11 protein-coding genes are annotated in these 11,556 nt (G+C 68.8%); 4 read left to right on the top strand and 7 right to left on the bottom strand.

All coding sequences use genetic code 11. The features are described from left to right. Positions 1–189: 189 nt before the first annotated feature. Both AC07M9_RS05425 and AC07M9_RS05420 read left to right on the top strand, forming a co-directional pair. Positions 190–1,131, top strand: coding sequence for an SGNH/GDSL hydrolase family protein (locus AC07M9_RS05425; RefSeq protein ID WP_494881967.1), 942 nt, complete (start codon positions 190–192; stop codon positions 1,129–1,131). A 112-nt stretch (positions 1,132–1,243) separates the two neighbouring features. After that, the gene (locus AC07M9_RS05420; protein ID WP_494881965.1) at positions 1,244–2,761 is read left to right on the top strand and encodes a glycosyltransferase family protein; all 1,518 of its coding nucleotides are present in this window, start codon (positions 1,244–1,246) and stop codon (positions 2,759–2,761) included. Positions 2,762–2,764: 3 nt separating this feature from the next. Here the strand turns inward: AC07M9_RS05420 and AC07M9_RS05415 are convergent, their stop codons facing one another. The 7 genes from AC07M9_RS05415 to plsY form a co-directional block, all read right to left on the bottom strand. Beyond that, positions 2,765–2,944 (bottom strand): hypothetical protein, encoded by a 180-nt coding sequence (locus tag AC07M9_RS05415; protein WP_494881963.1) that lies wholly within the window; start codon positions 2,942–2,944, stop codon positions 2,765–2,767. Further along, complete coding sequence (locus tag AC07M9_RS05410) at positions 2,941–3,264, bottom strand: hypothetical protein (protein ID WP_494881962.1); 324 nt, start codon at positions 3,262–3,264, stop codon at positions 2,941–2,943. Before AC07M9_RS05410 ends, AC07M9_RS05415 begins: the two co-directional genes overlap by 4 nt. Further along, complete coding sequence (locus AC07M9_RS05405) at positions 3,261–3,551, bottom strand: hypothetical protein (protein WP_494881960.1); 291 nt, start codon at positions 3,549–3,551, stop codon at positions 3,261–3,263. The genes AC07M9_RS05410 and AC07M9_RS05405 overlap by 4 nt, the downstream gene beginning before the upstream one ends. Before the next feature lie 2 nt (positions 3,552–3,553). Continuing rightward, positions 3,554–6,166 (bottom strand): type I DNA topoisomerase, encoded by a 2,613-nt coding sequence (gene topA / locus AC07M9_RS05400; protein WP_494881958.1) that lies wholly within the window; start codon positions 6,164–6,166, stop codon positions 3,554–3,556. 142 nt (positions 6,167–6,308) lie between these two features. Further along, positions 6,309–7,451 (bottom strand): vWA domain-containing protein, encoded by a 1,143-nt coding sequence (locus AC07M9_RS05395; RefSeq protein WP_494881956.1) that lies wholly within the window; start codon positions 7,449–7,451, stop codon positions 6,309–6,311. A gap of 503 nt (positions 7,452–7,954) precedes the next feature. Further along, entirely contained in the window at positions 7,955–9,076 is a 1,122-nt protein-coding gene (gene dprA, locus AC07M9_RS05390; protein ID WP_494881954.1) for a DNA-processing protein DprA, read from the bottom strand. Beyond that, positions 9,073–9,660 (bottom strand): glycerol-3-phosphate 1-O-acyltransferase PlsY, encoded by a 588-nt coding sequence (plsY, locus tag AC07M9_RS05385; protein WP_494881953.1) that lies wholly within the window; start codon positions 9,658–9,660, stop codon positions 9,073–9,075. Before plsY ends, dprA begins: the two co-directional genes overlap by 4 nt. Before the next feature lie 110 nt (positions 9,661–9,770). Between plsY and murI the strand changes: the two genes are divergently transcribed. Further along, positions 9,771–10,619, top strand: coding sequence for a glutamate racemase (murI, locus tag AC07M9_RS05380; protein WP_494881951.1), 849 nt, complete (start codon positions 9,771–9,773; stop codon positions 10,617–10,619). A gap of 23 nt (positions 10,620–10,642) precedes the next feature. Next, the gene (locus tag AC07M9_RS05375) at positions 10,643–11,452 is read left to right on the top strand and encodes a hypothetical protein (protein WP_494881949.1); all 810 of its coding nucleotides are present in this window, start codon (positions 10,643–10,645) and stop codon (positions 11,450–11,452) included. Positions 11,453–11,556 lie beyond the last annotated feature (104 nt).

The following is an 11,556-nucleotide window of genomic DNA, read 5'->3' as shown; positions in this document are numbered from 1 at the left end:
CTGCGTTCCCTGGTCGCGACAGCGCTGCTGCTTGGCAGCGGCACGCCCCTGGCGGCGGGCGCATTCGCGGCTGAAAAGGCCCCTGCCACCAAAGCGAACGCGAAGGCGACGGGGCCCGGAAAGGCCCGGGAAAAGCCCGTTGCCACCCCCCTCGCGAAACCGCCCGTCCCGAAGCAGAGTGCGCCGCTCGTGGAGGAAAGCCTCCTCGACGCGCGCTATGTCGCGATCGGCTCCTCCTTCGCGGCAGGCCCGCAACTGCCCCCCGCCAAGCCCAGTTGGCCGGCGCGCTGCGGGCAGAGCTTCAACAACTATCCCACGCTGCTCGCCGAACGCTTCGGCCTGGAACTGATCGACCGCTCCTGCTCGGGCGCGACCACCGAGAATGTCCTCGGCCCGTGGAGCGAAATTCCGCCCCAGATATCCAGCGTCACCGCCGAGACCCGGCTCGTCACCGTCACCATCGGCGGCAACGACCTGTCCTACATCGGCAACCTGTTCTCGGCGACGTGCATCTTCAACTCGAAGATCGTCACCACTCCGGGAGCCAAGACCCGTGCCTGCGGGGCGGTGCGCATCCCGACCGAAGCGGACTACGTGCGCGACGAGGCCCAGCTCAACGAGATCGCGCGCCGCCTCAAGGCCGCCGCCCCGCGCGCGCGCATCGTCTTCGTCCAGTACCTGACGCCGCTGCCCAGGCCCGGCGCGCTGTGCGCCGCCACGCCGGTGAGCGAGACCGACGCCGCCATCGTCCGCGAAATCGGCAGACGCCTCGCCGAGATCACCGGCCGCGTCGTGCAGGCTCACGGGCTGATCGCGGTCGAGATGAACCAGTCCTCCGCCACCCACACGCCCTGCGACAAGGAGCCGTGGATGATCGGCTCGCCGCCAGGCTACGACGGGCGGCAGGGCCTGCAATGGCACCTCAACAAGGCCGGCATGCAGGCCACTGCGGACGGCATCGCCTCGTGGCTCATCAAGAGCGGCGTCAAGCCGGTGCAGGCTTCGGTGACGGCAGAGCCGGGCTCCAACCCAGCTGGCCAAGCCCCGACCATGCCCGCCCCCGGAGCGCCGCAGCCGGCGGTCCCGGTGCCCGCTCCCACCGGCACCGCCAAGACCGGCACGCGCAGCTGAGGCGCAGGCCGGACGCCGCGCGAACGCCCGTCGCAATTCCGCAAACTTGACCCGCTAACCGCCGCTCCAACGGATGCCGTCCATCGCGGACGGTTCGAAGGAAGGGTCGCAGATGCTTGCGCCGATCGCCGCACGCGCGCGCAACCACTGGGGCGCGCCTGTCAGCCCTCCCCGTTTCGGTCGGTCGGGGCTGAGTTCGCTTGCCCTCTACGTACCATGCGCGTTCCTGCTCCGCCTGATGATGCTGGGCAAGCCGGCGTTCCAGACCGACGAGCAGTTCTATCTCCTCGTCGGCCAGCGCATGGCGCAGGGCGCGGTGCCGTTCGTGGACATATGGGACCGCAAGCCCTGGGGCCTCTTCGCGATCTTCCGGGCCGCCTGCGCCCTGCCCTTCGATCCGGTGCTGTCCTATCAGGTGCTCGGCCTCGTGTTATCGGTGCTGACGGCGCTGCTGATCGAGCGCATCGCGCGCCTGATCGCCGCGCCTCGCGCAGCGCGGATGGCCGGGCTGCTCTATCTGGTCTGGCAGCCGGTGTTCAACGTCGCGCTCGGCCAGTCGCCGGTGTTCTACAACCTGCCCGTCGCGCTGGCGGCCCTGCTCGTGGTCGAGGCGCGCGTGAAGCCGTGCGACCGGGGCCTCGTGCAGCGCGGACTGGCGGCGATGCTGCTGCTCGGCGTGGCCATGCAGATCAAGTACACCGTGCTGTTCGAGGGCCTGGGCTTCGGCCTTATGCTGCTCGCCCATGGACGTTCGGACGGCTGGTCGACGAGCCGCCTGCTCGCCGCCGGCTGCGCATGGGCCGGCGCCGCGCTCGCTCCGACCGCCGCCGTCCTGCTCGCCTACATGGCGGCGGGGCACGGCGAGGCATTCGTGCAGGCCAACTTTCTGTCGATCCTCGGCCGGTCGATCGACCTTGGCGAGGCGCTCGTCCGCCTTGCCAAGGAGGCCCTCGTGCTCATCCCGTTCGCGTTCGCACTGTTCCTCGCCCCCGCACGACTGCCCCCATCACGCGGCGAGCGGCTCGCCGCGCTGCCCGACCTGCGGTTGTGGGCGCTGGTGGCGGGAGGCGGGTTCCTGCTGTTCGGGACGTGGTATGACCACTACCTCGGCCCCGTGCTCGTCCCGCTCTGCGTGCTCGCGGCGCCCGCGCTCGCCCGTATTCACCCGGGCGAACGCTGGTATGGGCGCCTGCTGCTGGCCGTGGGTATGGTCGGCGCCATCGCGGTCCCGGCGGCACAGGTGATCGAGCGCGGCACCGCCGCCCAGTTCACCGCCGCCAGCCAGGCGGTATCGCGCGAACTCCGCGGCCGCTGCCTGTTCGTCTACGAAGGTGACAGCGCGCTCTACCGCACGACGGGCGCCTGTATCCCGACGCGCTTCGCCTACCCCAGCCACCTCGACGCGATCAGCGAGGCCGGGGCGCTGGGCATCGACCCGGTCGCGGAGACGAGGCGCGTGCTCGCCAGCCGCCCGGGCGTGATCGTGATGGCGCAGACGCGCCGCGCGAACCGCGCCAACCGCACGACCCGAGCGGTGGTCGAGGCCGCGCTCCATGCGCGCTACGAACGCTATGCCGTGGTCGCGCTGGGCCAGCGCAGGTTCGGCCTATGGCGGCTGCGGCCCCGCTAGACCTCAGCGCGCCTTGGCGACGCCGATGTTGTGCTGCTTGGCCGCGTCCTTGGTCGATTCCTCGGTGCGGTTGAGGGCCTTGGCGATCTCCTTGAGACCCTTGCCCTTGCCCGCGAGGATCTGCAGTTTCTGCAGTTCCTCGGGCTTCCAGGGCTGCTTGTGCTTGGCGAGCTTGTCGCTCATTTCGAGGCTTCCTGCTTACTGAATCGTGCTTTGAACGGGCGGACGTAAGTCATCGGCTCACCCGTGGGCGTCTTGATGATATCGTAGGTTCCGCCCGAAAGCGGCGTACATGCCACTTTGGCATATTTCGCATTCTCGCCGTCGCGTCCCACGCATTCGGTGATGCGGCCCTCGGGCGAGATCATAGCGTAAAGAACATATTCGAGCGACTTGTCCGCACCGCCCGGCAGCGCGTTCACAACAAGCTCGAGTTCGGGCGCAAGTGCAGTCGCGGCGACTTTGCGGCCTCTCTGTTCACCCGGTTGGAAGGACTTGATCACGGTATGGATTGCGCCCCGACCGGCTTTCCGTCGACGGTTGCCGGATCGACAGGCATGCCCATTACCATGCTGCAAATCTTCTGCGCGGCGTTGCGCTCGCCCATCAGCTCCCCGGAGTTGCAAGCCGACACCTTACCGTCCAGAGACACCGTCAGAAACACTTCTGCCGCAGCCCCCTGCGGCAACGGGTTTCCAGGACCGTAGTGACGCAGAAGCCAGAATGCCTGCTTCTCCCCGATGTCCGGAGCCACAAGACTGGCGGCCAGAAGGGCGAGCACCAACGACATGCTCAGCCTTCGGCTCCAGCCACCGCCTTCTTGACCGGCGCCTTCTTGACCGGCGTCTTCTTCACCCCGGTTTTCGCAGCCGCTGCCTTCGCGGGCGCCTTCTTCGCGGCGGGTTTCTTGGCTGCAGCTTTCTTCGCCGGCGCCTTCTTCTTGCCCTTCGCCGGGCCCTTGGCGGCCTTCTCTGTGATGAGCGTCACCGCCTGTTCTTCGGTGATGTCCTCGGGCTTCATGTCGCGCGGGAGGGTGGCGTTGGTGGTGCCGTCGCTGACGTAGGGGCCGTAGCGGCCTTCCATCACCTTCATCTCGCCACCGCTGACCGGGTGCGCGCCGAAGACCTTGAGCGGTTCCGCCTTGGTGCGCGAGGCGCCGCCGCGATTGGCGGCGTCGGCCAGCATCGAGACCGCCGCGTTCATGCCGGTGTCGAAGACTTCGGCGGTCGAGCGCAGCTTGGCGTACTTGCCATCATGGGCGAGGTATGGGCCGTAACGCCCTATGCTTGCAGTGATATCCTTCCCGCTCTCGGGGTGCGGACCGATCGCGCGCGGCAGGCTGAGCAGCTTGATCGCCCACTCCAAGTTCAGCTCATCGATGTCCTTGGGGATCGAGGCGCGCTTGGCCTCCTTGCCCTCGCCCAGCTGGATGTAGGGACCGAAGCGGCCGGTGCGGCGAACGATGTCGAGGTCGGTCGCGGGGTCCTTGCCTAGGCTCTCGTCGTCACCCGCGCCGTCAGCCGCGCCGCCCGGCTGCGCGAACTTGCGGGTGAACTTGCACTCCGGGTAGTTCGAGCAGGCGATGAAGGCGCCGTAGCGGCCGCCGCGCAGGGACAGGCGGCCCTGTTCGCACTTGGGGCACAGGCGCGCATCGCTGCCGTCGGCCTTGGGCGGGAACAGGTAGTCGGAGAGGAATTCGTCGAGCGCCTCGGTCACTTCCGAGGGCTTCTTCTCCATGACCTCGTCGGACTTGGGCTTGAAGTCGCGCCAGAAGTTGGCGAGCAGCACCTTCCATTCCTCGCGCCCGCCCGAGACGTTGTCGAGCTGGTCTTCCATGCCCGCCGTGAAATCGTAGGCGACGTAGCGGTCGAAGAAGCGTTCGAGGAACGAAGTCAGCAGACGGCCCGATTCCTCCGCGAAGAACCGATTCTTCTCGGTCCGCACGTAGTTGCGGTCCTTGATGACCTGGATCGTGGAGGCATAAGTCGACGGGCGGCCGATGCCCAGTTCCTCGAGCCGCTTGACGAGGCTCGCCTCGGAGAAGCGCGGCGGCGGCTGGGTGAAGTGCTGCTCGGCGGTGACGTCCTTCTTGGCCGGCATGTCGCCCGCCTTCATGAACGGCAGCAGGCCCGCCTCCTCGTCGTCTTCGCCCTTGTTGTCGCGGCCTTCCTCGTAGACGGCGAGGAAGCCGGGGAATTTCACGACGGTGCCGGTGGCGCGCAGCTCGTTGCGGCCCGTGCCGTCACGCAGGGTGACTGTGGTGCGCTCCAGCGCGGCCGAGGCCATCTGGCTCGCCATCGCGCGCTTGAAGATCAGGTCGTAGAGGCGGGCCTCGTCGCCCGAGCCGAAACGGTCCTTGGTGAAGTCGGTCGGCCGGATCGCCTCGTGCGCTTCCTGCGCGTTCTTCGCCTTGGTTTCGTAATGGCGCGGCTTTTCAGGGACATAGTGGCCCGAGAAGCGGTCGGCGATGGCGGCGCGCGCGGCCGAGATGGCGCTGGGGTCCATCTGCACGCCGTCGGTACGCATGTAAGTGATCGCGCCCGCCTCGTAGAGCGACTGCGCCACGCGCATCGCCTGGCTGGCCGAGAAGCCGAGCTTGCGCGCGGCCTCCTGCTGCAGCGTCGAGGTGGTGAACGGCGGCTGCGGGTTACGGCGGTGCGGCTTGGTCTCGACGCCCTCGACCTTGAAGGCGCCCTGCTCGACGGCGGCCTTGGCGCGCATCGCGATGCCTTCTTCGCCGAGGCTCAGACGGTCGAGCTTCTGGCCTTCGAAGGTCACCAGCTTGGCGGTGAAGTCGGTGCCGTCATGCGCCATCTGCGCGGCGACCGACCAGTATTCCTGCGCCTTGAAGGCCTCGATCTCGCGCTCGCGGTCGACGATCAGGCGCAGCGCCACCGACTGCACGCGGCCCGCCGACTTGGCGCCCGGCAGCTTGCGCCACAGCACCGGCGAGAGCGTGAAGCCGAACAGGTAATCCAGCGCGCGGCGGGCGAGGTAGGCGTCGATAAGGTCCTGGTCCAGCTCGCGCGGCTGGGTCATCGCCTTGGTGACGGTTTCCTTGGTGATGGCGTTGAAGGTGACGCGCTGCACGTCCTTGGGCAGCGCCTTGCGCTTGGCCAGCAGCTCGCGCACGTGCCACGAGATCGCCTCGCCCTCGCGATCAGGGTCGGTCGCGAGGATCAGTCGGTCGGCGGTCTTGGCCGCGTCGGTGATCGCCTTCACCTGGCGCTGCTTGTCGCCGTAGAGCTCCCAGTCCATCGCGAACTCCTCGTCCGGGCGGACCGAGCCGTCCTTGGGCGGCAGGTCGCGGACGTGGCCATAGCTGGCGAGGACCTTGTAGTCCTTGCCCAGGTACTTCTCGATGGTCTTGGCCTTCGCAGGCGATTCGACGATTACCAGCTGCATTATGTTCTCGATCTGCCCTTACGCGTGTGCGCACGCATACATACACGTACAAGGTGGGTCCCGGTCCGGCGGGGCGTCAAGCCCTCATCGGCCAGTGATGTGGAGAGCCCTTTGGCGCATTCGCCGGGCGGGATAAAGCGGATCAGTCGATTTGGCGTGCGAAATCGCGGGGGAGTACGCACTTGCCCGCATCGTACTGGCCCACGCTGCGGATCACGTCGGTCTTCTCGGGCTCGATGCGGCGGCCGGAGACCTGGCTGTCGATGATGCGGGTGAGGAGCTTGTCGAGCCGGGTGACGAGGTAGCAGTCGATCGCCGGCGCGGCATGCGGATTGCCAACGCCGGAATCGTCGGTGAGGAAGGCGTAGCGCGACTGCGTGGCCGCCGCCATCGCGCGCATCACGTATTCGGCGAGGTCTCCCACGCCCGAGGCGCCCACCGGCACGACCTGCACGCGGCCGGCGCGCAGGTGTTCGGCAGCGAGCCAGGTGCGCGCGACATCCTCGGCATGGGGCGGCGCATCGGCGACAAGGAGCAACGTCTTGATCGCGTCGGGCCGCCAGTCGAGCTTTGCCGCGCGGACCAGCGCGTCCTGCATCGCCTCCTCGTAGTCGCCGCCGCCGTTTGCCGACTGCTGGCCAAGGTTGCCGCGCGCCGCCGCGACATCGCCGGTGAAGGGGAAGGTGCGGGTGACGAACTCGTCGCCCTCGTCGCGGTAGAAGGTCATGCCGATGCGGATATCCAGCTCCGGATGGCGGCGGCTGAGGCCCGCGACGATCGAATCAAGTTCGGCCTGCAGGAAGTTCAGCTCGTCCGACATCGAGCCGGTGACGTCCACCACCAGCGCAAGGTCGAGCCGCGTCACGGGGCGGGCCTGTCCGGCCAGCGTGAAGCCGACGCGTCCCGTTCCGGCGGTGCGCGGCACGTCGAGGCTGCGCCATTCCCCTCCCCCGGCGCGGACGCGCACGGTATCGGACAGGCGGTCCATGCCGGGGAAGAACACGACGGTGCCGTCGGCCTGCGTGGTGAAGGTGAGGCTGTTGCCGTCCGAGCAGCGCAGTTCGACCGGCACGAACGGCGCCGGGCGGCCGCGCGCGTCCCTGACCTCGACGGTGACGAGCCGCGCGGTGTCGAGCGCCGGAAGCGCGGGAACCTGCTGGCCGAGGTTCGAGCGGCGGACATAGGCGGCGTAAAGCTCTGGGTTGAGCAGGTCGTCGTGCTCGCCGGCGGTGAGCGTGCCGCTCTGGGGCCGGGGCTGGGGGCGCGGCGGATACCCGGGCATCATGCGGCCGGTACTGTCGGACGCACCTACGGTAGGCGAGGCCACCGGCGCCGGGGCGGCCGCAGCCTCCACATCGTCCGAAGCGGATGGCGCCGCCGGAGGGGGAGGAGGCGGGGGTGGAGGCGGAGGTGGCGGGGTCTCCATTTCGCGCGGAGAGCGTTCCTCGACCCGGCGTGCCGTCGTGACGATCTTTTCGCTTCCGGTCACAGAAATCGCTGCGCTTTCCTCTCCGCGTGCCGCGTACACCGGCAGCGGCCGGGGACGCTGCCGATCCGAGGCGTCCTCCGGTCCAAGGTCGGGCAGTGGACCAGGGCGGCGGCAGAAACCCTCCCGCGACGACGTGCTGGCCTGAGTCGGCTTCGGTGCATCGCTCAGCACAGGCATGGCCGTTCCCGCGAGCGCCAGGATCAGGATCGTGGAAATGGCCTTGCGCATCGTTGCCCCCTCGCCTCGTCGCAGTTGCCCGCAATCTTGGTCTTCACGGATGAACCGTTGCTGACAGTCGTTCAGCCGATGCTGACCCGCCCCCCGGCGTGGCGCACCAGTTGTCCCGCCAGTTCGAGTTCGAGCAGGGCAAGCTGGACCGAAGCCGCACTGGCACCCGACTGGCGGATGAGTTCATCCACCGCGACCGGCGCGACCGAGAGCAAGCCGCTCACATCGACGGGATGGACGGGCTCCTCGACCAGCCACTCCTGCGAAGGCCAGTCCCGCGCCGCATTGCTTGCGATCGGGCGCGGAACACCGGTGAAGCCGGACAACTGCTCGATCACGTCCCGCGCGCCCTGCACCAGCATGGCGCCTTCGCGGATCAGCTGGTTGCAGCCGTGCGAGCGCGGATCGACCGGCGAGCCGGGGATCGCCATGACCTCCCGCCCCATCTCCCCTGCCAGCCGCGCGGTGATGAGCGAGCCCGACTTCGGGGCGGCTTCCACCACCAGCGTACCGGCGGCGAGCCCGGCGATGATGCGGTTGCGCGCCGGGAAATGGCGGGCCAATGGCTCCGTTCCCGGCGGCTGTTCGGCGAGCAGCAGGCCGCGCGCGGCGACCTCTTCCTGCAGCGACGCGTGCTCGGGCGGGTAGGCGATGTCGATGCCGCTGGCGATGACCCCGACGGTGCTGCCCGTCGCCAGCGCACCCTGGTGCGCGGCCCCGTCGATGCCACGTGCGAGGCCGGATACGATCGTCCAGCCTTCCGCCGCGAGGTCATGCGATATGTCGCGCGCTAGCCGCACGGCGGCGGCCGAGGCATTGCGCGCGCCCACGACGGCGATGCAGGGCTGCAGCGCCGCCGAAGCGTCCCCTCGGAAGGTCAGGATCGGCGGCGCGCCTTCGGTTTCTGCGAGCGGGCGCGGATATTCCGGCGAATCGTGGAAGAGGTAGCGGGCTCCTGCCTTGCGCACAGCGGCGATTTCATCGTGGATGCGCCGCTCGGCCGCGAGGGAATAGGGCCGCCCGGAGCGCCCGGCGAGGTCGGGCAAGGCCTCGATCGCGCTCGCGCCGTTGCCGAAACGGGCGATCAGCTGCCGGTAGGTTACCGGCCCGACGTTGGGCGAGCGCAGCAGGCGGATGCGCGCGAACGCCTCTTCCTGCGAAAGCGCGCGCGTCCTCTCCGCCGCCGAACTCATCCCTTCTTGCCGCTCCCGATGCGCGGTTCGGTACCGGCGCGCAGGCGGGCGATGTTCTCGCGGTGCAGGAACACGACGAGGGCGGCGATCACCGCCAGCACCAGCGCCACCTGGTGCAGCCCGAGCGCCAAAGCCGCCAGCGGGGCGACGATCGCAGCGGTCATGCCGGCGACGGAGGAAATCCTCACCACGGCGAGAAGGCCGATCCACGTCACCGCGTAGGCCAGCCCGGCCGGCCAGGCGAGCCCGAAGGCGATGCCCGCCGTGGTGGCGACGCCCTTCCCGCCCCTGAAGCCCAGCCACACCGGGAAGCAGTGCCCGAAGAACGCCCCCAGCCCCGCCAGCGCCGCCCATTGCGGCCAGAACCGCGCGACGATCAGCACGGCGGCAAGCCCCTTCGCCAGGTCGAGCAGCAGCGTTGCTGCGGCCAGCCCCTTGCGGCCGGTGCGCAGCACGTTGGTCGCCCCGATGTTGCCCGAGCCGATCGAGCGCAGGTCTCCGGCGCCGAACAGGCGGGTGATGATGAGGCCGAACGGCACGGAGCCGAGGGCGTAGCCGATCGCAATTGCGTAAATCCACTCCATGAGCTGTGCCTTAGCGCCCTATCGCGCCGAGCAGAAGACGGGTTGCAGCATTGGACGTTGCCCTGTCCACGCCCGGGCGGTTAACAGGTGGCAAGGTCCAGGGAAAAACGATGCCTTCCGATACGACGAGCGCGCCCAGGGGCGCTACCCCGAGTGCCGCCGATATCGATCCATCGGCGCCGATCCTGCTGTTCGACTCGGGCGTGGGCGGCCTCACCGTGCTTGAGGAAGTGCGCCGCGCACTGCCCGATGCGCCGATAATCTACGCCGCCGACACGGCCGGCCTGCCATATGGCTCCAAAACCGAGGCACAGATCGCCGCGCGCGTCGCCGGACTGCTCGGCCGCATGACCGAGCGCTTCCGCCCGCGCCTCGTCTGCATCGCCTGCAACACCGCCTCGACGATTGCGCTGGGCATGGTGCGCGAAGTGCTGGAGGTGCCGGTCGTCGGCACCGTCCCCGCCATCAAGCCCGCCGCCGCGATGACCCGCACCGGCGTGATCGGCCTGCTCGGAACAGAGGCGACCGTGCGGCAGGTCTACGTCGACCGGCTCGAGCAGGAATTCGCCGCCGACAAGCGCCTCCTGCGCCACGGCGCGCCGGGTCTGGTCGAGGCGGCGGAGGCCAAGCTGCGCGGCGAGCCGGTCGATCCCGCCGCGATACGCCACGCCGCCGACGCGCTGCGCAGCCAGCCCGGCGGCGAGTTGATCGACACCGTCGTCCTCGCCTGCACCCACTTCCCGCTGGTCGAGGCGGAACTGGCCGAGGCGCTGGGCCCGCAGGTCCGCTTCGTACACGGCGCGCAAGGCATCGCGCGTCAGGTCGCGCGTCTCACTGCGGGACAGGAATACGCTCGCCAAGCCCCAGACCGCGCGCTATTTACCGCGGCGGGAGACGTGCCCGATGCGTACCGCACGAAGCTGGCGCAGTACGGGTTGCTTGAGGTCCAGAGGTTTTGACGCGACGCCTGAATATCTGGTTGTTGTCGGTACTGCTCATCATCGGAATTCCCTACTACTGGTATCTGGTCGACCCCGGGTTCGACCGGGGTGCCGGCAGGGGAAATGCCGAGCCCATGGCAAAGCCGGTCACCATCGCCCAGCTCCGCGCACTGGCGGCCGGGCCGGAAGGCGCGCGTCCGACCGAACTGCGGATGGAAACGGTGGGATACCGCTACGTCTCGCGCAACATGCTGGTAGCCGGCAGCGGATTGCGGCCGACCGCAACGGCGGTGCGCGTTTACGAACTGGTGGTGCCCGGCAGCGGTCCGATCGTGATCGATGCGGGCACGTCGGCCAAGGCGGCGCTGGCGTATGATTTCGATCGCTACGACGGCGTCGCACAGGCCCGCGTCGATCGTGCGCTGGCCAAGGCGGTCCATCGCCTGCTGCTGGCCGACCGCCCCATACACAACGGCGGCCATGCGCCGGGTGTACGCCGCGCCGGAAAGGAGCTTCCTCCCGCTGGCACCGCGCCTTACGCCCCGGCGCCCGGCGTGGTGGTGATCCCCGTCCCCGGCCTCGCGCGGGGTCTGGCGATGATCTACGTCTGGATGGCGGACGAACGCGAGTACCTCTTCACCGGCGACGTCGCCAGGCTCCGGGCGAACTGGCTGGAGGAGCGCCTGCCCGCGCGCCTCGCCACACGCGGCGAACCGGCAGGGTATCGCCATGAAAACCAGTCGTGGTTGATGACGATCCATGCGCTGCACCGCGCCGTGCCGCAGATGGTGATCGTGAGCGGGCACGACCTGGTAAAAGTTCCGTTTTCCGCTGGTACGTTTTCCGATTAGACCCAAGGCACAAGCGACTGGCAATGGATCACACGATAAGGTATTGGCCGCCGGAAAAGCTATCTGGTGTCCCGGTGGGGCGCGCAGGACAGGCAACGCAGGAC

This window comes from Novosphingobium sp. GW821-FHT09E05 (assembly GCF_059416165.1).
Note: the sequence above shows the minus strand (reverse complement) of the source record. Positions and strands in the feature narration are given on the sequence as shown.